Source organism: Streptomyces sp. NPDC085596 (assembly GCF_044541565.1).
Classification (GTDB): Bacteria; Actinomycetota; Actinomycetes; order Streptomycetales; family Streptomycetaceae; genus Streptomyces.
Map to the genome: position 1 here is coordinate 122,335 of NZ_JBITTC010000001.1, position 24,900 is coordinate 147,234.

Genomic DNA, 24,900 nt, shown 5'->3' on the forward strand with positions numbered 1-24,900 from the left:
TGTCAGCCCACGCCTCTCAGCCGAAGAAGTTCCGTACGTGCTCCAGCCCGTCGACCAGTGCGTCGACCTCGGCGGGCGTGGAGTACAGATAGAACGACGCCCGGGTGGTCGCCGGAATTCCGTACCGCAGGCAGACCGGCCGCGCGCAGTGATGGCCGACGCGGACGGCGATGCCCTGCTCGTCGAGGACCTGGCCCACGTCGTGCGGGTGGATGTCGCCGAGCGTGAAGGAGATCGCCGCGCCGCGGTCCTCGGCCGTGGAGGGGCCGATGATGCGCAGGTCGGGGACCTCGCCCAGCCGCTTCACCGCGTACTCGGTGAGCGCGTGCTCATGGGCGAGGATCTTGTCCATGCCGATCGAGTTCAGGTAGTCGATGGCGGCACCGAGACCGACCGCCTGGGCGATCGGGGGCGTACCCGCCTCGAACTTGTGCGGCGCGGGCGCGTAGGTCGAGGAGTGCATCGACACCGTCTCGATCATCTCGCCGCCACCGAGGAACGGCGGCAGGTCCTCCAGGAGTTCCTGGCGGCCCCAGAGCACACCGATGCCGGTCGGACCGCACATCTTGTGGCCGGTGAAGGCCACGAAGTCGGCGCCGAGCGCCTGTACGTCCAGCGGCATGTGCGGCGCGGCCTGCGAGGCGTCGATGCAGACGAGCGCGCCGACCTCCTGGGCGCGGCGCACGATCGCCTCGACCGGGTTGACCGTGCCCAGGATGTTGGAGACCAGCACGAAGGAGACGATCTTCGTCTTCTCGGTGATGATCTCGTCGATGTTGGACAGGTCGAGGCGGCCGTCGTCGGTGAGGCCGAACCACTTCAGCTTCGCGCCGGTGCGCTGCGCGAGCAGCTGCCACGGCACGATGTTGGAGTGGTGCTCCATCTCCGTGATGACGATCTCGGTCTCGTGGTCCACCCGGTAGGGCTCGTCGGCCCAGCCGAGCATGTTGGCCACGAGGTTGAGGGACTCGGAGGCGTTCTTGGTGAAGATCACCTCGTCGCGACTGGGCGCGTTGATGAAGTCGGCGACCTTGTCACGCGCGCCCTCGTACAGCGCCGTGGCCTCCTCGGCGAGCACGTGCACGCCGCGGTGGACGTTGGCGTTGTATCGCTCGTAGTACTCGCTCAAGGCGTCCAGCACCTGGCGCGGCTTCTGCGAGGTCGCCGCGTTGTCCAGGTATACGAGCTTCTTCCCGTCGTGGACCTGACGGTCCAGGATGGGGAAGTCCTTTCGGAGCGCCTCTGTGTCGAGGAGGCCCGGCAGCTGTGTCACGCGGATACTCCACCCTTCGTGTAGGCCTCGTAGCCCTCGTTCTCCAGCTTGTCGGCCAGCTCCGGACCGCCGGACTCGACGATGCGGCCGCCGGAGAACACGTGCACGAAGTCCGGCTTGATGTAACGCAGGATGCGCGTGTAGTGCGTGATCAGCAGGGTGCCGGTCTCGCCGGTCTCGCGGACGCGGTTGACGCCCTCGGAGACGATGCGCAGGGCGTCGACGTCCAGGCCGGAGTCGGTCTCGTCGAGGATGGCGACCTGCGGCTTGAGCAGTTCGAGCTGAAGGATCTCGTGGCGCTTCTTCTCACCGCCGGAGAAGCCCTCGTTGACGTTGCGCTCGGCGAAGGAGGGGTCCATGTGGAGACGCTCCATGGCTCCCTTGACCTCCTTCACCCAGGTGCGCAGCTTGGGGGCCTCGCCGCGGATGGCGGTGGCGGAGGTGCGCAGGAAGTTGGAGACCGAGACGCCGGGGACCTCGACCGGGTACTGCATGGCGAGGAACAGGCCGGCGCGGGCGCGCTCGTCGACCGACATGGCGAGGACGTCCTCGCCGTCGAGGGTGACGGTGCCGCCGGTGATCGTGTACTTCGGGTGACCCGCGAGCGAGTAGGCGAGCGTCGACTTGCCCGAGCCGTTGGGGCCCATGATGGCGTGCGTCTCGCCCTGCTTCACGGTGAGGTCGACGCCCTTGAGGATCTCCTTCGTGGCGTTGTCGGCCTCGACGGTGACGTGCAGGTCTCGGATTTCAAGCGTTGCCATGGGTGCCTCAGGACTCCTGGGTGAGGGAGACGAGCACGTCGTCCCCTTCGATCTTTACGGGGTATACGGGGACGGGGCGCGTCGCGGGCGGGCCGGACGGCTTGCCGGTACGGAGGTCGAAGCAGGAGCCGTGCAGCCAGCACTCGATCTGCCCGTCCTCCACTTCGCCCTCGGAGAGGGAGACGTTCGCGTGCGAGCAGATGTCGTAGATCGCGTACACCTCCCCCTCGGTCTTCACGACCGAGACCGGCGTGCCGCCGAGTTCCACCCGCTTGGGGGTGTCTTCCGACAGCTCGCTCAGTCCGCAGGCGCGCTGGAAGGTCGTCGTCATGCGACCGCGGCCTCCAGCTCCTCCTCGATCTTGGTGAGCAGGCGCTCCTCGATGTCGGGGACACCGATCTGCTGGACCAGCTCGGCGAAGAAGCCGCGGACCACCAGACGGCGGGCCTCGTACTCCGGGATGCCGCGGGCCATCAGGTAGAAGAGCTGCTCGTCGTCGAAGCGGCCGGTGGTGGAGGCGTGGCCGGCGCCGACGATCTCGCCGGTCTCGATCTCCAGGTTGGGGACCGAGTCGACGCGGGAGCCGTCGGTGAGGACGAGGTTGCGGTTCATCTCGTAGGTGTCGGTGCCCTCGGCCTTGGCCTCGATGAGCACGTCACCGATCCAGACCGCGTGCGCGCCCTCGCCCTGCAGGGCGCCCTTGTAGACGACGTGGGACTTGCAGTGCGGGGTGTTGTGGTCGACCAGGAGGCGGTGCTCCTGGTGCTGGCCGGCGTCGGTGAAGTACAGGCCGAACAGCTCGGCCTCGCCGCCGGTGCCCGCGTAGGTGACGCGCGGGTGCAGGCGGACGACGTCGCCGCCGAAGGTGACGATCACGGACTTGAAGGAGGCGTCGCGGCCGACGAGGGCGTTGTGCTGGGCCACGTGCACGGCCTTGTCGTCCCAGTCCTGGACGGAGACGACGGTCAGCTTGGCGCCGTCGCCGAGCACGTAGTCGACGTTGGCCGCGAGCACGGCGTCACCGGTGTGGTCGATGACGACGAGGGCCTCGGCGAAGGCGCCCAGCTCGATCACCTGGTGGCCGTAGGCGGTGCCGCCCTCGCCGTGCACCGCGATGCGGATCGGCTCGGTGAGGACGGTGTCCTTCGCGACGGTGACGACCGACGCCTGCTCGAAGGCGGAGTACGCCTGGGCGGCGACGCGGTCCACCGGGGTGCCGGCCTTGCCGAGCCGGGCGTCGTCACGGCCGACGTTCTCGACGGTGACGCCCTCGGGGGCCTCGATGACGACCTTCAGGCCCTCGCTGGCGACCGCGGTGCCGTCGTGCAGGCCGCGCAGCCGCTCCAGCGGGGTGAACCGCCACTCCTCCTCACGGCCGTGCGGGACGGGGAAGTCCGCGACGTCGAAGGAGGGGGGCGCGCTCATGCGCGTGGCGACGGTCGACTCGGCGGCGACCGCGATCGAGCCGGCGGTGGTCGATCCCACCGGGATGTTCTGAGCCTCAGCCATGGCTGTCGTAATGCTCGCTTTCCGTTGCGTAAGGGGCTTGACGGGGACGGTGGCCGGGGTCAGCCGACCGCGCCCTCCATCTGCAGCTCGATCAGCCGGTTGAGCTCCAGGGCGTACTCCATGGGCAGCTCCTTGGCGATGGGCTCGACGAAGCCGCGCACGATCATCGCCATCGCCTCGAACTCACTCAGACCACGGCTCATCAGGTAGAAGAGCTGGTCCTCGGAGACCTTGGAGACGGTCGCCTCGTGCCCCATGGAGACGTCGTCCTCGCGGACGTCGACGTAGGGGTAGGTGTCGGAGCGGGAGATCGTGTCGACGAGCAGCGCGTCGCACAGCACGTTCGACTTCGATCCGGCCGCGCCCTCGCCGATCTCGATGAGACCTCGGTAGGAGGTACGGCCGCCGCCGCGCGCCACCGACTTGGAGACAATGTTGGACGACGTGTTCGGCGCCATGTGGACCATCTTGGCGCCCGCGTCCTGGTGCTGGCCCTCGCCCGCGAAGGCGATGGAGAGGGTCTCGCCCTTGGCGTGCTCGCCCATCAGGTAGACGGCCGGGTACTTCATGGTCACCTTGGAGCCGATGTTGCCGTCGACCCACTCCATGGTGGCGCCCTCGTAGGCGACGGCGCGCTTGGTGACCAGGTTGTAGACGTTGTTCGACCAGTTCTGGATGGTCGTGTAACGGCAGCGGGCGCCCTTCTTGACGATGATCTCGACGACCGCGGAGTGCAGCGAGTCCGACTTGTAGATCGGCGCGGTGCAGCCCTCGACGTAGTGGACGTAGGCGTCCTCGTCGACGATGATCAGCGTCCGCTCGAACTGGCCCATGTTCTCGGTGTTGATCCGGAAATAAGCCTGGAGCGGGATCTCCACGTGCACGCCCTTCGGCACGTAGATGAAGGAGCCGCCGGACCACACGGCGGTGTTCAGCGACGCGAACTTGTTGTCGCCGACCGGGATGACCGTGCCGAAGTACTCCTTGAAGAGCTCCGGGTGCTTCTTCAGAGCGGTGTCGGTGTCCAGGAAGATGACGCCCTGCTCCTCCAGGTCCTCGCGGATCTGGTGGTAGACGACCTCGGACTCGTACTGGGCGGCGACACCGGCGACGAGGCGCTGCTTCTCGGCCTCGGGGATGCCCAGCTTGTCGTAGGTGTTCTTGATGTCCTCGGGCAGGTCCTCCCAGGACTCCGCCTGCTTCTCCGTGGAACGCACGAAGTACTTGATGTTGTCGAAGTCGATGCCCGACAGGTCCGAGCCCCAGTTGGGCATGGGCTTCTTCTCGAACAGCTTCAGGCCTTTGAGGCGGAGCTTGGTCATCCACTCCGGCTCGGACTTCTTGCCCGAGATGTCGCGGACGACGGCCTCGCTCAGGCCGCGCTTGGCCGAGGCACCGGCTACGTCGGAGTCGGCCCAGCCGTATTCGTACTTGCCCAGGCCCTCGAGTTCGGGGTGGGCAGTCTCCGTGGGGAGCGTCATGCGGGGTTCCTCCCGGCCGTGCTTGCGTGGTGGCTCTGATCGGACTTGTCGGACTTGGAAATCTTGGGGATGAACGTCGTGCAGACACCGTCGCCGTGGGCGATGGTCGCCAGTCGCTGGACGTGGGTTCCCAGCAGCTCGGCGAAGAACTCCGTCTCCGCCTCGCACAGCTGGGGGAACTGCTCGGCGACGTGTGCGACCGGACAGTGGTGCTGGCACAGCTGCTCGCCCTGTTGCGGGAGGGGGGCACTGCGTGCCGTAGCAGCGTACCCGTCCACGGTCAAGGCCCTGGCGAGGGCTTCGGCGCGGCGGTCGGGTTCGACTCCCTCGACGGCCGCACGGTAGGTGTCGGCCTGGGCGGCGATGCGGGCGCGGGCGAAGGCGGCGACGGCCTCGTCCCCGCCCTCACGCTCGGCGATCCAGCGCAGGGCGTCGACGGCGAGCTGGTCGTAGGACTGGTCGAAGGCGTCCCGGCCGCAGGCGGTCAGGGCGAAGACCTTGGCGGGGCGGCCGCGGGTGCGGGCGCCGTACACCCGCTGCTCGCGGGCCTGCACGATGTCGTCGGCGGCCAGCGCGTCCAGATGCCGTCGTACGGCGGCCTGGGTCAGACCCAGCCGGCCGGCCAGTTCGGCGACGGTCGACGGGCCGTGGTCCAGGATGGACCGCGCGACCCGGTTGCGCGTCGAACGCTCACCGGTCGCTAGCTCTTCCTGGGGCCCCGTGGGGGTCTCCCGAGCCTCGCCGACGTTTTTCACAACGCTATTGTTGCGTAATTCCTCGGACCCTGACAAGCCGAGCCGGGTCCGGCCGACGGTGCCCTGCGTCACTTAGGTACACCTAACCTGACCTGCGGAAACGATCTCCCCAGCGATCATCGTGGCACCTCTCACCAGGCAAAACCGCTGGCGTCGCGGACTCCCGCCGGGCAGACTCCGCGCCATGCCGACCCCCACCCCAGAAGGCCCCCTGGTCACCCGCGACACACTCGCCGAGCAGTTGCGCCACCTGGGTGTCAAGAGGGGCGAAACCCTCCTCACGCACTCCTCGCTGAGTTCCCTCGGCTGGGTGAACGGCGGCGCCGTCGCCGTCGTCCAGGGGCTCCTCGACGCCCTCGGGCCGGACGGCACCCTGGTGGTCCCCACCCAGTCCGCCGACCTCTCCGACCCCGAGCTGTGGCACGCGCCCCCGGTGCCGTCGGAGTGGTGGGAGACGGTACGAGCCACCATGCCGCTCTACGACCCCCGCACCACCCCCTCGCGCGGGGTCGGGGTCATCCCGGAGACCGTGCGCACCTGGCCCGGCGCCCGGCGCAGCGGCCACCCCCAGACCTCCTTCGCCGCGCTCGGCCCACGCGCCGCCGAGATCACCGACGGCCACGCCCCGGACTGCCGCCTGGGTGAGCGGAGCCCGCTGGCCCGGCTGGAGCGGCTCGGCGCCCGGGTGCTGCTGCTCGGCGCGGGCTACGACGCCTGCACCAGCTTCCACCTGGCCGAATACCGGATACCCGCGCCGCTGGTGCCGGTCGGACGGCCCGGCCCCGACGGCTGGGAGACGGTGACCGAGGTGTCCATCACCTCCGACCGCTTCGACGAGCTGGGCCACGACTTCGAACGGGACCGCCCGGTCCTGCGGGGCCGGGTCGGAGCGGCCGGGGCCCGGCTGTTCCCGGTCGCGGACGCGGTGGCCTACGCCGAGCGCTGGCTCCCGCTGCACCGGCCCCGCGAGGCCGATTTGCAGCACCCCCGCGCCTGAGCCCCGCCACGCCTCCCTAGACTCTGGACCCATGCGAAGCAACCCCGTGGTCCAGGTCCAGGCCCTGGTGAAGCGGTACGGCCGGAAGACCGCGGTGGACGGCCTCGACCTGGAGGCCCGGCCGGGCGTGACCGCCGTGCTCGGCCCCAACGGCGCCGGCAAGACGACCACGGTCGAGACCTGCGAGGGGTACCGCAAGCCGGACTCCGGCACGGTGCGCGTCCTGGGCCTGGACCCGGTGCGGGACTCGGCCGCACTGCGCCCCCGCGTCGGGGTGATGCTCCAGTCCGGCGGCGTCTACTCCGGCGCCCGCGCCGACGAGATGCTGCGCCATGTCGCCAAGCTGCACGCACACCCGCTGGACGTGGACGCCCTGATCGAGCGCCTCGGGCTCGGCTCCTGCGGCCGGACCTCCTACCGGCGGCTCTCCGGTGGCCAGCAGCAGCGCCTCGCGCTCGCCATGGCCGTCGTGGGCCGCCCCGAGCTGGCCTTCCTGGACGAGCCGACCGCGGGCCTGGACCCGCAGGCCCGCCGCGCCACCTGGGACCTCGTACGGGATCTGCGCACCGACGGGGTCTCGGTGATCCTCACCACGCACCACATGGACGAGGCCGAGCAGCTCGCCGACGACGTCGCGATCATCGACGGCGGCCGGGTCATCGCCCAGGGCTCGCCCGAGGAGCTGTGCCGGGACGGCGCCGAGAACACCCTGCGCTTCGGCGGTCGCCCCGGCCTGGACGTCGCCTCGCTGCTCAAGGCGCTCCCGGCCGACTGCACGGCCGACGAGCTGACGCCGGGCGGCTACCGGGTGACCGGCAAGATAGACCCGCAACTGCTCGCCACGGTGACCTCCTGGTGCGCGCAGCACGGGGTGATGCCGGACCGGATCTCGGTGGAGCGGCACACCCTCGAAGACGTCTTCCTGGAACTGACCGGCAAGGAGCTGCGCTGATGACGACCGCGCCGGGCACGTACGCCCCGAGGCCCGGAGCGGCACCGCTCCCCCGCATGATCGGCGCGCAGGCCGCGCTGGAGACGCGGATGCTGCTGCGCAACGGCGAGCAGTTGCTGCTGACCGTGGTGATCCCGACCCTGCTGCTGGTGCTGTTCAGCGCGGTGGACATCGTGGACACCGGGTCCGGCAAGGCGGTGGACTTCCTCGCCCCCGGCATCCTGGCGCTCGCCGTGATGTCCACGGCGTTCACCGGGCAGGCCATCGCCACCGGGTTCGAGCGGCGCTACGGCGTGCTGAAGCGGCTGGCCTCCTCGCCGCTGCCGCGCTGGGGTCTGATGACCGCGAAGACGGCCGCGGTGCTGGTCACCGAGGTGCTCCAGGTGATCCTGCTGACCGCCATCGCGTTCGCGCTGGGCTGGTCCCCGCACGGCAACCCGGCCTCGGTGCTGCTTCTGCTGATCCTCGGCACGGCCGCTTTCTCCGGGCTCGGGCTGCTGATGGCGGGCACCCTGAAGGCGGAGGCGACGCTGGCCGCCGCCAACCTGGTCTTCCTGCTGCTGCTGGTCGGCGGCGGGGTGATCGTGCCGCTGGAGAAGTTCGGTTCGGCCGGGCAGCACATCCTCGGGCTGCTGCCGATCTCCGCGCTCTCCGACGGCCTGCGGGACGTGCTCCAGCACGGCGCCGGGATGCCCTGGGGCGACCTGGCGATCCTCGCGGTGTGGGCGGTCGTGGGGCTCGCCGCGGCGGGGAAGTTCTTCCGCTGGGAGTAGGTCCCCGTACGGCTCGGGACGGCCCCCTCGTGAAAGCGTGCACAAGCGGGCGCCTACGATGGTGCGCGTGCCAAAGCTGACCCCCGCCGACGCCGCAGCGGCCCTCCGCAACCCGCTCGCCTTCATCGCCGACCGCTGGACCCCGGACCCCCGGACCGTCCGCCGGGCGGCCCTCGCCGCACTCGTGATGTCGGTGGTCATCGTGGTCACCGGCGGCGCGGTGCGCCTGACCGGCTCGGGCCTCGGCTGCCCGACCTGGCCCACCTGCACCGACGACTCGCTGACCACCACCCGCGCCATGGGCGTGCACGGTGTCATCGAGTTCGGCAACCGCATGCTGACGTACGTGCTGTGCGCGGCCGTCGGCTGGGCGATCATCGCCGCCCGCTCGCAGAAGCCATGGCGGCGGAGCCTGACCCGGCTGGGCTGGGCGCAGTTCTGGGTGGTCATGGGCAACGCGGTGCTCGGCGGCATCGTCGTGCTGGTCGGCCTGAACCCGTACACCGTGGCGGCGCACTTCCTGCTGTCCACGGCGCTGATCACCGTGGCCACGGTCATGTGGCAGCGCACGCGGGAGGGCGACGCCGAGCCGCGTCCGCTGGTCGGCGGGGCGGTACGGCAACTGGTGTGGTTCCTGGTGGCCGCGGCCGTGCTGCTGATCGCGGTCGGCACCGTGGTGACCGGCGCCGGTCCGCACGCGGGCGACTCCTCCGAGGTGGCGCGCATCCCGCTGGACTGGGAGATGATCGCCAAGCTGCACGCGGTGCTGGCCTGGATCGTGGTGACGCTGACCTTCGCCCTGTGGTTCGTCCTCAAGGCGGTGGACGCCCCGAAGGCCCCCCTGTCCCGCGCCCGCGACCTGTTCCTGATCCTGCTGGGCCAGGGTGTCATCGGCTATATCCAGTACTTCACGCATCTCCCCGAGGCCCTGGTGGCTCTCCATATGTTCGGCTCCTGCCTCATGTGGATCGCCACACTGCGCGTCCTCCTCGCGCTCCGCGAGCGCCCCCAGACCGTGGCACCCGTCCCCGCCCCGGCGGGCGAGGTGTCCGTGGGTACGCCCGCCTGACTCAGCGGTGGGCGGCCACCAGGGCGTCGATGGCCGGGCCGAGGTAGGCGCGGGTCAGCCGGGCCCTGCTCTCCGGGGCCGGCCCCGGACCCTGCTCCCCGTAGCGCCGGCGCGTGATGTCCTCGACGACCTCGGCGGGTGCGCCCAGTGCGGGCAGCTCGGCGAGCGCCTGCCGCTTGGAGATCAGCCGGCCCTCGCGCAGGGTGACGGTGGCGCGGGCGAAGGTCAGCAGGCCGAGGTCGACCCAGATGTCCTCGTGCCACAGCCCCTCCTGGTCCACGGCCGGGCGCCAGAAGTCGCGCTGGTCGGCCGCCACGAAGTCGCGCAGCTCCCGGTCCGGCACCGGGGGCAGATACACGGCGGGCGGTACGCCGTGCAGCACCCGGCCGAACTCGTGCAGCTCGCTCCGGGTCACCGGTGTGACCGGGCGGCGCTTGATCCGGCCGTGCGCCCAGGTCAGGTGCGACCGCTCCGGATCGGCCGAGGTGGGCGGGGTGAGGTAGGAGCAGTGCAGCCTGTCCGCCAGTGGTTCGGCGCGCAGATGGCGGTGCAGCACGATCAGCCGGCGTACGGCAGCCGGGGTCAGCGGGCCGGGCAGGACCGCGATCAGGTCCAGGTCGCTGCGGCCCTCCTGGTAGTCCCCGCCGCCCAGTGAGCCGTGGGCCCAGACGGCGAGCGGGCGGAAGGGGGCGAGGTCGTCCAGGAAGCGGGCGAGGAGCGCTTCGGTCGGCATGGGTCGAGTGTCGGGGACGGGTGACCGTCCGTACAGACCTCAGCGCAGCCCGTACACCCGGTGGGCGTTGTCCGCCGCGAGGAGGTGGGCGACCCGGCGGGCGTCCGTGGCGGACCAGGCGCCCTCGGCGACCCAGGTGCCCAGCACCCGGTTCAGGGCTTCGCGGAAGAGGTGGGCGCCGACGACGTGCAGCTCGGGGAGGGACTGGGCGCCGGTGGAGAAGAGGATCTTGCCGAAGGGGGCGAGTTCCAGGATCTCCGCGAGGACCGCGGCCGCGCGGGCGCCGGTGCGGGCGACGGCGGCACCGGAGTCGGCGTAGACATGCGGGTGAGCGGCGGCCAGCCGGGCGGCGTGGCGGTGGTGGAAGTGGCCGGGCAGCAGGACCAGGTCGGTGCCGAGCCCCGCGGTGGCCCGTACGAAGCCGGTGAGCGGGGCGGGATCGGTGCGGACGCCGGGCTCTTCGGGGCCGGCGTGCAGTTGGAGGGCGCGGCCCGTGGCCACCGCGGTCCACAGCAGATGGCCCAGCAGTACGGGGTCGGTCAGCGCCTCCCCCACGCGCCGCCCGGCCAGCCAGCGCGCGGCGGCGGCCCGTACCGCGCCGGGACCCGGTGGTTCGGGGGCGAGGGCCGGTCCTCCGTCGGCGAGAGGGGCCGTGGCGGCGAAGGCGACGGCGTGCGTGGCGGCCCCGTGCACCGATTCGGCCAGATTGGCGAGGAACGAGGTGACGGTCCCGGAGGTGTCGGCGACCTGCTCGGCCAGCGGCTCCAGCCGGACCACCTCGCGCGCCTCCGCGTCCCCGGCGGCGGCCATCTCCTCGGGCCCGGTGAGGTCGTCGGGCAGCCCGCTGGAGACGAGGTAGGTGGTGATCCCGGACCCCCGCAGCAGCCTGCGTCCCGCCTCCAGCACCCCCAGCTCACGGCGCCGGGCCAGATAGCGCGCGGGCGGACAGTGCGGCTCGAGACCGAGCAGCGGCGGACACCACCGCCGCACCGCGAACCCCGTCTGCGTGTCGAAGAGCGTGGTCCCCGGCGCGGCCGGCCCCGCACTGTGCCCCAGCCGTGCCTCGAAGGTCCCGAGCCCCAGCTCGGTCCGAAGCACCCCATGGCAGTACTGATCCACGAGCGAAGGCGTGTCGATCATCGAGGCTCCCGTGAACGGTGTGCTGCTTGACCGTCCTAACGGAGCGAACGAGGTTCAGGTGGCGCGAGCCGACCTGAAAGGACCCCGCACCCGGAACTCAGATCTGAATCCCGGCCATCCGCTTCCACTCATACGCACTGGTGCGGATCTTCGCCGCGAACTCCCCGTCGAAGTTCTCCTGAAGGGTGACCCCGGCCTTCTCCACCGCCCGCCGGCCGATCTCGACGCTGGGGGCGACCAGGTTCCCCCACTCCCCGTCCTCACCCACCAGGGCGATACGGGCCCCGCGCTCACCCATGTACGCCACGTTCCCCTCGGCCCCACCATGCGCCTTGGCGAACGTACCGATCTGATGGGCGAGCCGCTTCACCTTGCGCTCGCTCTTCGCGTCAACCTGCTCCGTGTCAGCCATGACCAGGATGCTACCGACGAGTAGAGAAAAGAGCGACGGGAGGTCCGGTCAGCGGAGGAAGGGGTCCACCGCGACGGCGACGAAGAGGATCGACACATAGGTGATCGACCAGTGGAAGAGCCGCATCTCCTTGAGCTTGGCTCCCGACGCCTCGGCCTTGGCCCGGTTCTGGAGCCCGTGCGCCTCCCAGAGCCAGAAGCCGCCGGCCGCGAGGGCGACCACGGTGTAGAACCAGCCGGTGTAGCCGAGCGGGGTCAGCAGCAGGGAGACGGCGACCATCACCCAGCTGTAGATCACGATCTGCCGGGCGACCACCTTGTTGGAGGCGATGACGGGCAGCATCGGCACGCCCACGCGGGCGTAGTCGTCCTTGACCTTCATGGACAGCGGCCAGTAGTGCGGCGGCGTCCAGAAGAACATCACCAGGAAGAGGATGACCGGCGCCCACGACATGGAGTTCGTGACCGACGACCAGCCGATCAGCACCGGCAGACAGCCCGCGATGCCGCCCCAGACGATGTTCTGCGAGGTACGCCGCTTGAGGATCATCGTGTAGACGACGACGTAGAAGAGGAGCGCACCGAGGGACAGCCAGGCGGACAGCCAGTTGACGGTGAGCCCGAACAGCAGGGTCGAGACGACCGCCAGGGTGATGCCGAAGGCGAGGCACTCGCGCGGGCTGACCAGGCCGGTCACCAGCGGCCGCTGCGAGGTGCGGTCCATCAGGGCGTCGATGTCCCGGTCGATGTACATGTTGAGCGCGTTGGCGCCGCCCGCGGAGAGATAGCCGCCGAGGCAGGTGAGCAGGACGAGACTCAGGTCGGGCACCCCCTGCTGGGCCAGGAACATCACCGGGACGGTGGTGATGAGCAGCAGCTCGATGATCCGCGGCTTGGTCAGCGCCACGAAGCCCTTGACACGGGCTCCGAACGACCGGTGGACCGGGCTCCGGCTCGTATCGGGACCGGCCTCCCCCAGAGCCTCAAGGGCCTGGGAAGTGCCCACAGGACGGGATTCGACGGCCGTCACGCACACCCCTGACAGAGACATCAAGCGAGCGTTCCCGTGTGAAAGCGGGGTAAAGGCTCGCGCGTACCACGCCACTTTAGACGTTGCCCATATCCGGTTTTTCGCCGGGGTCGGCTCGTGTTGGCGACCCCGCCGGCGCCCCGCCCGTCCGAGGTCCGCGAGGGCTCGGTTGAGCACTCGGACGAGCGGCTCCGTATTCATGTGCCAAGCGGCTTCCGGGCCGGTCGGGAGGCGGATCGCAACGAGTCCCGGCAGTCTGGAATGACTCGAAAAAACGCACGTCCCCTCGGGGGTAGGCTCGACAACGGCCGGTGGACACCAGTGCACCGGCGGCCGGCGGGCGCCACGCGCCGCGGACCGGCGAACGACATGTGGAGAGGAGCCCTGACCCAGGGTGAGCACCAAGCCGACCACCACAGACCTTGAGTGGACCGAGCTGGACCAGCGGGCCGTGGACACCGCCCGTGTCCTGGCCGCCGACGCCGTACAGAAGGTCGGCAACGGCCATCCCGGCACGGCGATGAGCCTGGCCCCGGCCGCCTACACCCTCTTCCAGAAGGTGATGCGGCACGACCCGGCCGACCCGCAGTGGGTGGGCCGCGACCGCTTCGTGCTGTCCGCCGGTCACTCGTCCCTGACCCTCTACACACAGCTCTACCTGGCCGGCTTCGGCCTGGAGCTGGACGACCTGAAGTCCTTCCGCACCTGGGGCTCGAAGACTCCGGGCCACCCGGAGTACGGGCACACCAAGGGCGTCGAGACCACCACCGGCCCGCTGGGCCAGGGTGTGGCCAACGCGGTGGGCATGGCGATGGCTTCCCGCTTCGAGCGGGGCCTGTTCGACCCGGACGCGCCCGAGGGCACGTCCCCCTTCGACCACTACATCTACTGCATCGCCGGTGACGGCTGCCTCCAGGAGGGCATCTCCTCCGAGGCGTCCTCCCTCGCGGGCCACCAGCAGCTCGGCAACCTGGTCCTGCTGTGGGACGACAACCACATCTCGATCGAGGGCGACACGGAGACGGCCGTCTCCGAGGACACCATGAAGCGGTACGAGGCTTACGGCTGGCACGTCCAGCGCGTGGAGCCCAAGGCCGACGGCGACCTCGACCCGGCGGCGATCTACGCGGCGATCGAGAAGGCCAAGGCGGTCACCGACCGGCCGTCCTTCATCGCCATGCGCTCGATCATCGCCTGGCCCGCCCCGAACGCCCAGGACACCGAGGCCGCGCACGGCTCGGCGCTCGGCGACGACGAGGTGGCGGCCACCAAGCGCGTCCTCGGCTTCGACGAGGCGCAGAGCTTCGCCGTCGCCGACGAGGTCCTGAAGCACACCCGCGGCGCCCTGGAGCGCGGCCGTCAGGCCAAGGCGGAGTGGGAGAAGGGCTTCCAGGTCTGGCGCGAGAACAACGCGGACCGCGCGGCCGAGTTCGACCGCATCAGCGAGGGCGCCCTGCCCACCGGCTGGGAGCTGAAGATCCCGGTCTTCGAGACCGGCAAGAGCGTGGCCACCCGTGCCGCCTCCGGCAAGGTCCTCCAGGCGCTGGGCCCGGTCATCCCCGAGCTGTGGGGCGGCTCCGCCGACCTCGCCGGGTCGAACAACACGACCATCGACAAGGACAGCTCCTTCCTCCCGGCGGGCAACCCGCTGCCGGAGGCGAACCCGTACGGCCGCACGATCCACTTCGGCATCCGTGAGTTCGCCATGGCCGCGGAGATGAACGGCATCACGCTGGCCGGCAACACCCGGGTCTACGGGGGCACCTTCCTCGTCTTCTCCGACTACATGCGCAACGCCGTGCGTCTGTCGGCCCTGATGCACCTGCCGGTGACGTACGTGTGGACGCACGACTCCATCGGCCTCGGCGAGGACGGCCCGACCCACCAGCCGGTGGAGCACCTGGCCGCGCTGCGCGCGATCCCCGGTCTGAACGTGGTCCGCCCGGCGGACGCCAACGAGACCGCCATCGCCTGGCGCGAGGTCCTCAAGCGCTGGACCAAGGAGTTCGGCAAGGGCGCCCCGACCGGCCTGGTGCTGACCCGCCAGGGCGTGCCGACGTACGAGCCGAACGAGGACGCCGCGCGTGGCGGCTACGTCCTGTTCGAGGCCGAGGGTGGCGAGCCCGAGGTCATCCTGATCGCCACCGGTTCCGAGGTGCACGTCGCCGTCGAGGCGCGCGAGCAGCTCCAGGCCGGGGGCGTACCCACCCGCGTGGTCTCGATGCCGTCGGTCGAGTGGTTCGAGGAGCAGGACCAGGGGTACCGGGAATCCGTACTGCCGCCGTCGGTCAAGGCCCGCGTCGCCGTGGAGGCGGGCATCGGTCTGACCTGGCACAAGTACGTGGGTGACGCCGGCCGCATCGTTTCCCTGGAGCACTTCGGCGCGTCCGCGGACGGCAAGGTCCTGTTCCGTGAGTACGGCTTCACTCCCGAGAACGTGGCCGACAAGGCGCGGGAATCCCTCGCCGCCGCGCAGCGCTGACGCCCGTAAACGACACGTAGGAGATGCAATTTCCATGACAGACGCACTCAAGCGCCTCTCCGAGGAAGGCGTGGCGATCTGGCTGGACGACCTGTCGCGCAAGCGGATCACGTCCGGCAACCTCGCCGAGCTGATCGACCAGCAGCACGTCGTGGGCGTCACCACCAACCCCACGATCTTCCAGAAGGCGATCTCGCAGGGCGACGGCTACGACCAGCAGCTGACCGACCTCGCCGCGCGTGAGGTCACGGTCGAAGAGGCCATCCGGATGATCACGACGGCGGACGTCCGTGACGCCGCCGACATCCTGCGCCCGGTCTTCGACGCCACCGGCGGCAAGGACGGCCGGGTCTCCATCGAGGTCGACCCGCGGCTCGCGCACAACACGCGCGCCACCCTCGCCGAGGCCCGCCAGCTGGCCTGGCTGGTGGACCGCCCGAACACCCTGATCAAGATCCCGGCCACCGAGGCGGGTCTGCCGGCCATCGCGGAGACGATCGGCAACGGCATCAGCGTCAACGTCACGCTGATCTTCTCCCTCGACCGGTACCGCAAGGTCATGGACGCGTACCTGACCGGCCTGGAGAAGGCCAGGGAGCGCGGCCTGGACCTGTCCAAGATCCACTCCGTGGCGTCCTTCTTCGTGTCCCGCGTGGACGCCGAGATCGACAAGCGGCTGAAGGCGCTGGGCACCGACGAGGCGAAGGCGCTGCTCGGCAAGGCCGCCGTCGCCAACGCGCGCCTCGCCTACCAGGCGTACGAAGAGGTCTTCTCCTCCGACCGCTGGAAGGCGCTGGAGAAGGCGGGCGCGAACAAGCAGCGTCCGCTGTGGGCGTCGACCGGTGTGAAGGACCCGGCGTACTCGGACACGATGTACGTCACCGAGCTGGTCGCGCCGAACACGGTCAACACCATGCCGGAGGCCACCCTGGAGGCCACCGAGGACCACGGTGAGATCACCGGCGACACGGTGTCCGGCACCTACGAGCAGGCCCGTGCCGACCTCGACGCGATCGAGCGGCTCGGCATCTCCTACGACGACGTCGTCCAGGTGCTCGAGGTCGAGGGCGTGGACAAGTTCGAGGGGTCCTGGAACGACCTGCTCAAGTCGACCGAGGCGGAGCTGAAGCGCCTCGCCCCTTCGGAGGGCTGATTTGTCACCCCTCAACGGTCCCGGAGCGAACCCGCTTCGTGATCCCGCGGACCGACGGCTCCCGCGCATCGCGGGGCCGTCGGGCCTGGTGATCTTCGGCGTCACGGGCGACCTGTCCCGCAAGAAGCTGATGCCGGCCGTCTACGACCTGGCCAACCGCGGTCTGCTGCCCCCGGGCTTCTCCCTGGTGGGCTTCGCCCGCCGCGACTGGGAGCACGAGGACTTCGCGCAGGTCGTGCACGACGCCGTCAAGGAACACGCCCGTACGCCGTTCCGCGAGGAGGTCTGGCAGCAGCTCATCCAGGGGATGCGCTTCGTCCAGGGCACCTTCGACGACGACGAGTCCTTCGAGCGGCTGCGCACGACCATCGACGAGCTGGACAAGGCACAGGGCACGAGCGGCAACTTCGCCTTCTACCTGTCGGTGCCGCCGAGCTCCTTCCCGGTGGTCATCCAGCAGCTCAAGAAGCACGGCCTGACCGACCAGAGCGGGGGCTCCTGGCGGCGCGCGGTCATCGAGAAGCCGTTCGGCCACGACCTGGAGTCCGCCGAGGACCTCAACAAGGTCGTGCACGAGGTGTTCGAGCCGGACCAGGTGTTCCGGATCGACCACTACCTCGGCAAGGAGACGGTCCAGAACATCCTGGCGCTCCGGTTCGCCAACACGATGTTCGAGCCGATCTGGAACCGGTCCTTCGTGGACCATGTGCAGATCACGATGGCCGAGGACATCGGCGTCGGCGGCCGTGCCGGGTACTACGACGGCATCGGCGCCGCCCGTGACGTGATCCAGAACCACCTGCTCCAGTTGCTCGCGCTCACCGCGATGGAGGAGCCCTCCTCCTTCGACGCGGACGCGCTGGCGGCGGAGAAGACCAAGGTGCTCGGTGCCGTACGGCTGCCGAAGGACCTGGGCGTGGACACCGTGCGCGGTCAGTACGCGGCGGGCTGGCAGGGCGGCGAGAAGGTCATCGGCTACCTCCAAGAGGACGGGATCGACCCCAAGTCGAAGACCGACACCTACGCGGCGCTGAAGCTGGAGATCGACAACCGCCGCTGGGCGGGTGTCCCCTTCTATCTGCGCACCGGAAAGCGGCTGGGCCGCCGGGTCACCGAGATCGCGGTGGTCTTCCAGCGGGCGCCGCACTCCCCGTTCGACCACACGGCGACCGAGGAGCTGGGCCAGAACGCGATCGTCATCCGCGTCCAGCCCGACGAGGGCATCACGGTCCGCTTCGGCTCCAAGGTGCCGGGCACCTCGATGGAGATCCGGGACGTGTCGATGGACTTCGCCTACGGCGAGTCCTTCACCGAGTCCAGCCCCGAGGCGTACGAGCGGCTGATCCTGGACGTGCTGCTGGGCGACGCGAACCTGTTCCCGCGCACGGAGGAGGTCGAGCTGTCCTGGAAGATCCTCGACCCGGTCGAGGAGTACTGGGACGAGCACGGACGGCCCGCGCAGTACAAGTCGGGCACCTGGGGCCCGGCCGAGGCCGACGAGATGCTCGCACGAGACGGACGGAGCTGGCGCCGGCCATGAAGATAGACCTGACCGACACCACCGCCGGTGAGATCAACAAGGCGCTGATCGAGGGCCGCCGCGCCATCGGCACGCCCGCCGTGGGCATGGTGCTGACCCTCGTCATCGTCACCGACGAGGAGAACGCCTACGACGCGCTGCGGGCGGCGAGCGACGCCTCACGCGAACACCCCTCGCGCACGCTGGTCGTCATCCGCCGTGTCTCGCGTACCCCGCGCGACCGCACCGGCTCCCGGCTGGACGCCGAGGTCCGGGTGGGCGCGGAGGCCGGCACCGGCGAGACGGCCGTGCTGCGGCTGTACGGCGAGGTGTCCGACCACGCCGACTCGGTGGTGCTGCCGCTGCTGCTCCCGGACGCGCCGGTGGTGGTCTGGTGGCCGGTGAACGCGCCGCTGGACCCGGCCAAGGACCCGTTGGGCGCGCTCGCGCAGCGCCGGGTCACCGACACCTACGCGGCCGAGCAGCCGGTGCGTGACCTGGCCGCGCGCGCCGAGGCGTACACACCGGGCGACACCGACCTGGCGTGGACCCGGATCACGCCGTGGCGTTCGATGCTGGCGGCGGCCCTGGACCAGGTGGACTGCGACGTGCGGTCCGTCGAGGTCGAGGGCGAGGAGTTCAACCCGAGCTGCGAGCTGCTGGCGATGTGGCTGGCGGACCGGCTGGGTGTGCCGGTGCGGCGGTCGCTGTCCTCCGGCCCGGGCCTGACGGCCGTCCGCATGGAGACCTCGTGCGGGCCGGTCGTGCTGGACCGGGCGGACGGTTCGCTGGCGAGCCTGTCCATCAAGGGCCAGCCCGCCCGAGCGGTGGCGCTCCAGCGGCGGGACACCGCCGAGCTGATCGCGGAGGAACTGCGCCGGCTCGACCCGGACGACACCTACGCGGCGGCCCTGCGCTACGGCGTGGAGCGGCTGGCGACGGCCGCGGACGCGGTGGCGGCGCTGGGCGGCACCCCGTCGGAGCCCGCGGAGGAGGCGGCAGCGGAGGAGGCGGTCACCGAGGTGGCCGTGGCCGAGTCCGAGGCGGGCACCGAGGAGGGTGCGGCCGAGCGGCCGACCCCGAATTCCCTCGCGAGGAAGGCGGCGTCGAAGTGAGTACTCCGCAACTGGTCGTGCACCGCGACAAGGAACTGATGGCCGAGGCCGCGGCGGCGCGGCTGATCACGAAGATCGTGGACGCGCAGGCGTCGCGCGGTCATGCCTCGGTGGTCCTCACCGGTGGCCGTAACGGCAACGGTCTGCTGGCCGCGCTGGCCAAGGCGCCGGCGCGGGACGCGATCGACTGGGGCCGGCTGGACCTGTGGTGGGGCGACGAGCGTTACCTCCCCGAGGGCGACCCGGACCGCAACTACACGCAGGCCCGCGAGGCCCTGCTGGACTCCGTACCGCTGGACCCGGCGCGCGTGCACCCGATGCCCGCCTCCGACGGGCCCTACGGTGCGGACGTGGACGCGGCGGCCGGGGCGTACGCGGCGGAGCTGGCGAAGGCTGCCGGTCCGGAGGACCACGCCGAGGTGCCGGAGTTCGACGTGCTGCTGCTGGGCGTCGGCCCGGACACCCATGTGGCGTCGCTCTTCCCGGAGTTGCCCGCCGTGCGGGAGACGGAGCGCACGGTGGTGGGTGTGCACGGCGCGCCCAAGCCGCCGCCGACCCGTGTCTCGCTGACGCTGCCCGCGATCCGCGCGGCGCGTGAGGTGTGGCTGCTGGCGGCGGGCGAGGACAAGGCCGAGGCGGTGGCGATGGCACTGTCCGGCGCGGGCGAGGTGCAGGCCCCGGCGGCCGGTGCCCAGGGCCGGGCCCGCACGCTGTGGCTGCTGGACTCGGCCGCGGCGTCGGATCTGCCGCGTTCGATGTATCCGCCGGCTTCACCGTGAGCTGACCGCCGGAAGGGCGGCGGGGACTTCGCGTCCTCGCCGCCCTTTCGTGTGTCCGGGTTCAGCGGGCGGCGCTCACCTGGTCCGGGCCGCCCTGGAGCCGTCCCGCGCGGCGGAGTTCCGCGATGTCGGCGGCGAGCCGGTCGCGGATGTCCTTGCCGGTGCGCCGCCAGCCGAAGAACTCGCAGGTCTGCTTGATGAGTTCGTCCTCGGTCATGCCGGGGCACTCGGCGGCCAGTTCGTGGAGGACCACATGGCGTTCGCCGGGCGCGATGTGCACGACCTTGCGGGGGGTGTCGCCCTCTCGGGGGTGACGGGCCTTCAGCGGGCCGCTGTCCGCGAGCGCGTAGAAGCCGTCGTCCGAGGCGAGTATGCGGGAGCGCACCAGGGAGTCGGCGACCGCGCGGACGTTGTCCCGGATGCGGCTGCCCGCCCGGCCGACGCCCCAGGCTTCCCGTGCCCGCTGGACCAACAGGTCCTCGTGGACGGGGCCTTCGGCCTCGACGATGCGGGCCAGCACCTCGCGCAGCGCGGGCCGGGCCTCGGGGGTGTGCAGTTCGTGGCGCGGGGCGACGGTGACGACGCCGGGGGCGTACGGCGCGCTCCACTCGCGCTGGGTGCCGAGGTCGACGGGGACGCGCTCGGACGGGGCCTCGGCCGGCGCCGCAGGTGCCGGTGCGGTGGGTTCCGGGCCGGTCGGCGCGGTCGACGGGCCGCTCGCCACGGCCTGTTCGACGGCCTCGCGCAGCCGGCGTTCCGCCTCCGCGCGGCCCCGGTACCAGTCGGTGCCCCAGATGCGGTGCAGCCGCCAGCCGAGCCCGTTCAGCACCTGTTCGCGCAGCCGGTCCCGGTCGCGGGCGGCCTTGGAGGAGTGGTACATCGCGCCGTCGCACTCGATGCCGAGGGCGTACGCGCCGGGCAGCCCGGGGTGGCGTACGCCGAGGTCGATGCGGTACCCGGCGACGCCGACCTGCGGCTGGACCCGGTAGCCCCAGTCGCGCAGCACGGCGAGGACGGACTCCTCGAAGGGGCTGTCGGGTTCGGCGTCGGACTGGACCACGTCACGGGCGAGGACGGCGGGCCCGTTCTCGGCGTACTCCAGGTAGCGCTTGAGGTACTGGACGCTCTCGTTGGGGCTGTCGGCCAGGCTCGTGCCCCGGAAGGAGGAGACGACCTCCATGCGGAAGCGGGCGCGGGTGACCGCCACGTTGAGACGTCGCCAGCCGCCGTTCTTGTTGATCGGGCCGAAGTTGAGGCCCAGGCGGCCGTGTTCGTCGGGGCCGTAGCCGATCGACATGATCATCACATCGCGCTCGTCGCCCTGCACCGACTCCAGGTTCTTCACGAAGAACCCGTCGAGCCGGTCCTCGGTGAAGCAGTGGTCGAGGTCGGGCCGGGCGAGCCGGGCCTGCTGCACGGCCAGGTCGATGGCGGACGCCTGCGCCTGCGAGAGGGCGACGACACCGAGGGTCTTGCCGGGCCGGGTGTCGAAGTGGTGCAGCACCCGCCGGGCGACGAACTCGGCCTCGGCCCGGTTGTCCCGGCGCCCGCCCCGGTCGTAGACACCGTCGGCCGCCAGGAAGGCCACGCCCACGTCCTCACCCTCGGCCACCGCGCCGGGGAAGGTGATCATCGAGTTGGCGTAGAACTCGCGGTTGCTGAAGGTGATCAGGTTCTCGTGGCGGCTGCGGTAGTGCCAGCGCAGGGGCAGTTCGCGCATCGCGCCGGCCTTGCAGGCGTGCAGCAGGGATTCGAAGGAGTCGGGCAGGTCGTCGGCGTACTCGTCGGAGTCGTCGTCGACCGAGGAGTCGAAGAAGGAGGTCGGCGGGAGCTGCTTGTCGTCACCGGCGACGATGAGGGTGCGGCCCCGGTAGATGCAGTTGACCGCGTCGCTGGGCCGTACCTGGGACGCCTCGTCGAACACCACCACGTCGAAGTGGAAGTCCGGGGGCAGGAACTGGCTGACGGTCAGCGGGCTCATCATGAAGCAGGGCTTGACCGCCTGGACGACCTCGCGGGTGCGGCCGAGGAGTTCGCGCACCGGCATGTGGCGGGTCTTCTTCTCGGCCTCGCGGACGATGACGGCGCCGCCGCCCCCGGCGAAGTTGCGCGGGCGCCGCTTGTTGGACGCCTCCGTCACCGCGCCGCCCGCCGCGGCGACGAGGCGCAGGTCGGCGGCGCGGAAGTCGGCCACACGGGAGTCCAGGTCCTCGGAGCGGGTGCTGCGCAGCCGGGGGTCGGTGGCGAGGAGGTCGTCCGCCCAGGCGCGCAGCACCGCCTGTTCGGCGACCTCGGGCAGCCGCTCCGGGTCGAGTCCGCGCTCGGCGGCACTGGCCACCAGGGCGTCGGCGCCGTGCCGGGCGAGTACGGCGACGCCGCCGAGGTGGGTGTGCCAGACCTCGGGGCCCTGCGGGTCGTTCAGCAGGGCGTCGATCGCCTGTCCGGCCTGGTCCAGGGGGCCGAGCAGGGCGGGCGAGAGCTGGGTGCGGCGGGCCGGGCCGAACTGGTCGAGCAGCTCGGTGACGGCTCCGTTCCAGCGTTCGGCGCGGGCGGTGGCGGCGGCGCACCAGGCGGCGAGCGCGCTCCGGATCTGGTCGGCGAGCAGCGCGGGCAGCGGATCGGGGTCGGCGTCGGCGGCGAGGCGGTCGGCGAGCAGGGCGGACCGCTCGGCCGGGGCGCCGAGCACCGCGACACGGTCGGCGGTGGCCAGGGCCCGGTCCGTGTCGGCGCAGGCCGGGAGGGTGTGCGGGGTGTACGGGCCGAGGAGTTCCCGGTGCGCGTCGGTGAGACGGGCGACCTCGGCGGCGGCGCGGTGCCAGGCGAGGGCGTGGTCCAGCCGGCCGAGGAGGGCCTTGTCCCAGGTGCCGGTGCGGGTGAGCCCGGTGAGCTGCTCGCGGTCGGCCTTGTACCGTGCGGAGAAGCGGGCCATCAGTCCCTTGTGCTGTTCCCCGAACCGGGCGACCAGGGCGGGGAGTTCGGGCTCTGCGAGCACCTGCTCGCCGAACACGTCGGCGGCGGCCGCGCGGGCCTGTCCCTCGGTGTCGAGGGCGGTGCGCAGTTCGCGGGCGGCGGTGTGGGCGCGGCGCAGTGTTCCGGCGTCGAACCAGTCGCGCGGCGGGCGGTGTCCGGCGGTGGTGAGCGCGGCCAGCTCGCACAGGGCGAACGCGGCGTCGGGCCGGTCCGGCTTGGGCATGCCGAAGAGGTCCGCGAGCTGGGCGGTCTGGGCGGTGATGTCGTCGGGCAGGGCGCCGTCGGCCGACGCGGTGGTGCCCAGGCCCGTGGTCAGGGTACGGACGAGCTGCTGGAGTTCGCGGACCGTGCGGGGCTCGTCCACGGTGACGGCGAAGGGGCGGCGTCCGGCGGCGGTGACCAGGGCGCCGAGGGCGTCGGCGGCCTCGGAGACGGCCTGGTGCGGGGCGGTGCCGGTGAGACCGCGCCAGGCGAAGGCGTCGCCCTCGGCGGCGGGGCGCCAGGCGCGGGCGACGGTTCCGGCGGCGGTCAGGAGTTCCTGGAGGGCGGCGGCGCTCAGGCCACGGGCGGCCTTGGCGTTGCGGGCGCCGAGCGGGAGCTGCGGGGTTCCGGCCTGCTCCAGCAGGACGAGCCGGCCGAGTACGTCGTGCAGGGTGCGGCCGAGGGGGTCGCGGGTCTCGTTCATGGCGGCGGCGTAGGCGGACAGCTCCTCGCGCAGGGCGCGGGCGCGCTCCAGTTCGTGGGCGGCGGCGCCGGTGACGCGGGCCTCGGTGGTGAGCACCCGCGCGAGTTCGGTGGCCACCGCCTTCTTGCTGGTGTCGCCGCTGTGCAGGGCCATGACGAAGTCACCGAGGCCGACCGTGCTCAGCCGGTTGCGTACGACGTCCAGGGCGGCGGCCTTCTCGCTGACGAACAGCACGCTGCGGCCGGCGTGCATGAGCGCGGCGATCAGGTTGGTGATGGTCTGGCTCTTGCCGGTGCCGGGCGGCCCGCTCATCACGAAGGACCGCCCGTCCAGCGCGGCCGCCACGCAACCGCGCTGGGAGGCGTCGGCGTCGAGCACGAGCGGGGTGCGCTCGGGCAGCTGGACCTCGTCGATACGGTCGAGGCCGGGCGGCTCGAAGTCGACCAGGTCGGCGGGGAGCCCGGCGTCGGGGCCGAGGGCGACGGCACGGACCAGCGGGTGGGCCAGGATCTGTTCCTCGTTCTGCTGGAGGTCCTGGTACATCGCCTCACGGTGGGAGGCGAACAGACCGAGCACCGCCCGCTCCTGGACCGCCCAGCCTTCGAGCCGGGCGGTGGCCTTCCGGGCGGCGGCGAGCACGGCCGGCAGGTCGGCGGCGTCGGTGCCGGTGACGGGCGCCCAGTCGACGCCGAGCCGGTCCGCCTTCACGGCCAGCGCCGGGTTGTGGATGCGCTCCTGGCCCTCGGCCGGGTGGAGACGGTACCGGCGGTTGCCGTCCCGGCGCAGCTCCACGGGTACGAGGAGCAGCGGGGCGGCGCTGCTCTCGTGGGCGCCGGGCTCGCGCCAGTCGAGCATGCCGATGCCGAGCCAGAGCACCCAGAGGCCGTAGTCGTTGTACATCTGGCCGGACTTCTGGCGGAGTTGGTACAGCGATCCGTCCAGGGCGGCCTGGGTGGTCTTCTGGGTGACCAGTCCGGGCCGGGAACGCCGGCCGGTGCTCTCGGCGCCCTGCGCGTCGCCCGCCTTGGCCAGTTCCACCCCGGCCTCCCGCTCTGCGACGGGGGCGAAGTCCCAGCCCTTGGCCAGCTCTCCGAGGAGGGCGGCCGGGTCCGGTGCGGTGATCTCCAGGGTGGCGGTCCTGGTGTGCCGGAAGTTCAGCAGCCGGTTGCGGCCGCCCATGTCCAGCAGAGAGTTCCGCCATCCGTCGAGCACGGCCTTCAACAGGGTGTGCGGCTGATGGGCCATGTGGTGGGTACCTCCCGGAGCTGCGCAGGAAAAGCCACCCTCTCCGGCCCCCCTGGAGGTATCTACCT

20 protein-coding genes are annotated in these 24,900 nt (G+C 71.3%); 9 read left to right on the forward strand and 11 right to left on the reverse strand.

Going from position 1 to position 24,900, the window contains the following annotated elements:
• Positions 1-16: 16 nt before the first annotated feature.
• From ACIGA3_RS00625 to ACIGA3_RS00650, 6 genes are read right to left on the reverse strand one after another with little or no spacing between them, the layout of a single operon-like run.
• The gene (locus ACIGA3_RS00625; RefSeq protein ID WP_399708687.1) at positions 17-1,273 is read right to left on the reverse strand and encodes a cysteine desulfurase; all 1,257 of its coding nucleotides are present in this window, start codon (positions 1,271-1,273) and stop codon (positions 17-19) included.
• Positions 1,270-2,034 carry a Fe-S cluster assembly ATPase SufC gene (gene sufC / locus ACIGA3_RS00630; protein ID WP_399708689.1) on the reverse strand — a complete coding sequence of 255 codons (765 nt, stop codon included), beginning with the start codon at positions 2,032-2,034 and terminating at the stop codon, positions 1,270-1,272. The genes ACIGA3_RS00625 and sufC overlap by 4 nt, the downstream gene beginning before the upstream one ends.
• A 7-nt stretch (positions 2,035-2,041) precedes the next feature.
• A complete protein-coding gene (locus ACIGA3_RS00635; RefSeq protein ID WP_399708692.1) occupies positions 2,042-2,365 on the reverse strand; it encodes a non-heme iron oxygenase ferredoxin subunit in 324 nt (107 codons plus the stop codon).
• Positions 2,362-3,543 carry a Fe-S cluster assembly protein SufD gene (sufD, locus tag ACIGA3_RS00640; protein ID WP_399708695.1) on the reverse strand — a complete coding sequence of 394 codons (1,182 nt, stop codon included), beginning with the start codon at positions 3,541-3,543 and terminating at the stop codon, positions 2,362-2,364. The genes ACIGA3_RS00635 and sufD overlap by 4 nt, the downstream gene beginning before the upstream one ends.
• 59 nt (positions 3,544-3,602) lie before the next feature.
• Positions 3,603-5,024 (reverse strand): Fe-S cluster assembly protein SufB, encoded by a 1,422-nt coding sequence (gene sufB / locus ACIGA3_RS00645; protein ID WP_399708698.1) that lies wholly within the window; start codon positions 5,022-5,024, stop codon positions 3,603-3,605.
• Positions 5,021-5,779 (reverse strand): helix-turn-helix transcriptional regulator, encoded by a 759-nt coding sequence (locus ACIGA3_RS00650; RefSeq protein WP_399708701.1) that lies wholly within the window; start codon positions 5,777-5,779, stop codon positions 5,021-5,023. Before ACIGA3_RS00650 ends, sufB begins: the two co-directional genes overlap by 4 nt.
• Positions 5,780-5,963: 184 nt before the next feature.
• On the opposite strand from ACIGA3_RS00650, the gene ACIGA3_RS00655 reads away from it, so the two are divergent.
• The 4 genes from ACIGA3_RS00655 to ACIGA3_RS00670 are packed head-to-tail and all read left to right on the forward strand — an operon-like array spanning position 5,964 to position 9,570.
• The gene (locus ACIGA3_RS00655) at positions 5,964-6,776 is read left to right on the forward strand and encodes an aminoglycoside N(3)-acetyltransferase (protein WP_399708704.1); all 813 of its coding nucleotides are present in this window, start codon (positions 5,964-5,966) and stop codon (positions 6,774-6,776) included.
• Between the two features lie 31 nt (positions 6,777-6,807).
• A complete protein-coding gene (locus ACIGA3_RS00660) occupies positions 6,808-7,728 on the forward strand; it encodes an ABC transporter ATP-binding protein (protein ID WP_399708707.1) in 921 nt (306 codons plus the stop codon).
• Complete coding sequence (locus ACIGA3_RS00665; protein WP_399708710.1) at positions 7,728-8,501, forward strand: ABC transporter permease; 774 nt, start codon at positions 7,728-7,730, stop codon at positions 8,499-8,501. Before ACIGA3_RS00660 ends, ACIGA3_RS00665 begins: the two co-directional genes overlap by 1 nt.
• Before the next feature lie 58 nt (positions 8,502-8,559).
• Positions 8,560-9,570 (forward strand): heme A synthase, encoded by a 1,011-nt coding sequence (locus tag ACIGA3_RS00670; RefSeq protein ID WP_399708713.1) that lies wholly within the window; start codon positions 8,560-8,562, stop codon positions 9,568-9,570.
• A gap of 1 nt (position 9,571) precedes the next feature.
• On the opposite strand, the gene ACIGA3_RS00675 is transcribed toward ACIGA3_RS00670, so the two are convergent.
• From ACIGA3_RS00675 to ACIGA3_RS00690, 4 genes are all read right to left on the reverse strand, one after another.
• Positions 9,572-10,303, reverse strand: coding sequence for a nucleotidyltransferase (locus tag ACIGA3_RS00675; RefSeq protein ID WP_399708716.1), 732 nt, complete (start codon positions 10,301-10,303; stop codon positions 9,572-9,574).
• 39 nt (positions 10,304-10,342) lie between these two features.
• Entirely contained in the window at positions 10,343-11,443 is a 1,101-nt protein-coding gene (locus ACIGA3_RS00680) for an amidohydrolase (RefSeq protein WP_399708719.1), read from the reverse strand.
• Positions 11,444-11,540: 97 nt separating this feature from the next.
• Entirely contained in the window at positions 11,541-11,855 is a 315-nt protein-coding gene (locus ACIGA3_RS00685) for a hypothetical protein (RefSeq protein ID WP_399708722.1), read from the reverse strand.
• A 48-nt stretch (positions 11,856-11,903) separates the two neighbouring features.
• Positions 11,904-12,890, reverse strand: a complete 987-nt coding sequence (locus ACIGA3_RS00690) for a heme o synthase (RefSeq protein ID WP_399710742.1) — start codon at positions 12,888-12,890, stop codon at positions 11,904-11,906.
• A gap of 388 nt (positions 12,891-13,278) precedes the next feature.
• Here ACIGA3_RS00690 and tkt point away from each other — a divergent pair, with 388 nt between their 5' ends.
• From tkt to pgl, 5 genes are read left to right on the forward strand one after another with little or no spacing between them, the layout of a single operon-like run.
• A complete protein-coding gene (tkt, locus tag ACIGA3_RS00695) occupies positions 13,279-15,366 on the forward strand; it encodes a transketolase (protein ID WP_399708724.1) in 2,088 nt (695 codons plus the stop codon).
• Between the two features lie 34 nt (positions 15,367-15,400).
• On the forward strand, positions 15,401-16,519 hold the full coding sequence (gene tal / locus ACIGA3_RS00700) for a transaldolase (protein WP_399708727.1): 1,119 nt from the start codon (positions 15,401-15,403) through the stop codon (positions 16,517-16,519).
• A gap of 1 nt (position 16,520) precedes the next feature.
• On the forward strand, positions 16,521-18,059 hold the full coding sequence (zwf, locus tag ACIGA3_RS00705) for a glucose-6-phosphate dehydrogenase (protein WP_399708730.1): 1,539 nt from the start codon (positions 16,521-16,523) through the stop codon (positions 18,057-18,059).
• Complete coding sequence (opcA, locus tag ACIGA3_RS00710; RefSeq protein WP_399708733.1) at positions 18,056-19,153, forward strand: glucose-6-phosphate dehydrogenase assembly protein OpcA; 1,098 nt, start codon at positions 18,056-18,058, stop codon at positions 19,151-19,153. Before zwf ends, opcA begins: the two co-directional genes overlap by 4 nt.
• Positions 19,150-19,932: a 6-phosphogluconolactonase gene (gene pgl, locus ACIGA3_RS00715; RefSeq protein WP_329010271.1), complete on the forward strand. Its 783-nt coding sequence runs from the start codon at positions 19,150-19,152 to the stop codon at positions 19,930-19,932. The genes opcA and pgl overlap by 4 nt, the downstream gene beginning before the upstream one ends.
• A 61-nt stretch (positions 19,933-19,993) precedes the next feature.
• Here pgl and ACIGA3_RS00720 read toward each other — a convergent pair whose 3' ends face one another.
• Positions 19,994-24,832 (reverse strand): DUF3320 domain-containing protein, encoded by a 4,839-nt coding sequence (locus ACIGA3_RS00720; protein WP_399708736.1) that lies wholly within the window; start codon positions 24,830-24,832, stop codon positions 19,994-19,996.
• Positions 24,833-24,900 lie beyond the last annotated feature (68 nt).

What these genes read in the sequence shown, in the direction of transcription:
- sufB (WP_399708698.1), bottom strand. Translation starts at nt 5,024, where the DNA reads ATGACGCTCCCCACGGAGACTGCCCACCCCGAACTCGAGGGCCTGGGC.
- sufC (WP_399708689.1), bottom strand. Translation starts at nt 2,034, where the DNA reads ATGGCAACGCTTGAAATCCGAGACCTGCACGTCACCGTCGAGGCCGAC.
- tal (WP_399708727.1), top strand. Translation starts at nt 15,401, where the DNA reads ATGACAGACGCACTCAAGCGCCTCTCCGAGGAAGGCGTGGCGATCTGG.
- opcA (WP_399708733.1), top strand. Translation starts at nt 18,056, where the DNA reads ATGAAGATAGACCTGACCGACACCACCGCCGGTGAGATCAACAAGGCG.
- ACIGA3_RS00635 (WP_399708692.1), bottom strand. Translation starts at nt 2,365, where the DNA reads ATGACGACGACCTTCCAGCGCGCCTGCGGACTGAGCGAGCTGTCGGAA.
- ACIGA3_RS00660 (WP_399708707.1), top strand. Translation starts at nt 6,808, where the DNA reads ATGCGAAGCAACCCCGTGGTCCAGGTCCAGGCCCTGGTGAAGCGGTAC.
- ACIGA3_RS00685 (WP_399708722.1), bottom strand. Translation starts at nt 11,855, where the DNA reads ATGGCTGACACGGAGCAGGTTGACGCGAAGAGCGAGCGCAAGGTGAAG.
- ACIGA3_RS00680 (WP_399708719.1), bottom strand. Translation starts at nt 11,443, where the DNA reads ATGATCGACACGCCTTCGCTCGTGGATCAGTACTGCCATGGGGTGCTT.
- ACIGA3_RS00655 (WP_399708704.1), top strand. Translation starts at nt 5,964, where the DNA reads ATGCCGACCCCCACCCCAGAAGGCCCCCTGGTCACCCGCGACACACTC.
- ACIGA3_RS00670 (WP_399708713.1), top strand. Translation starts at nt 8,560, where the DNA reads ATGGTGCGCGTGCCAAAGCTGACCCCCGCCGACGCCGCAGCGGCCCTC.
- sufD (WP_399708695.1), bottom strand. Translation starts at nt 3,543, where the DNA reads ATGGCTGAGGCTCAGAACATCCCGGTGGGATCGACCACCGCCGGCTCG.
- ACIGA3_RS00675 (WP_399708716.1), bottom strand. Translation starts at nt 10,303, where the DNA reads ATGCCGACCGAAGCGCTCCTCGCCCGCTTCCTGGACGACCTCGCCCCC.
- ACIGA3_RS00720 (WP_399708736.1), bottom strand. Translation starts at nt 24,832, where the DNA reads ATGGCCCATCAGCCGCACACCCTGTTGAAGGCCGTGCTCGACGGATGG.
- ACIGA3_RS00665 (WP_399708710.1), top strand. Translation starts at nt 7,728, where the DNA reads ATGACGACCGCGCCGGGCACGTACGCCCCGAGGCCCGGAGCGGCACCG.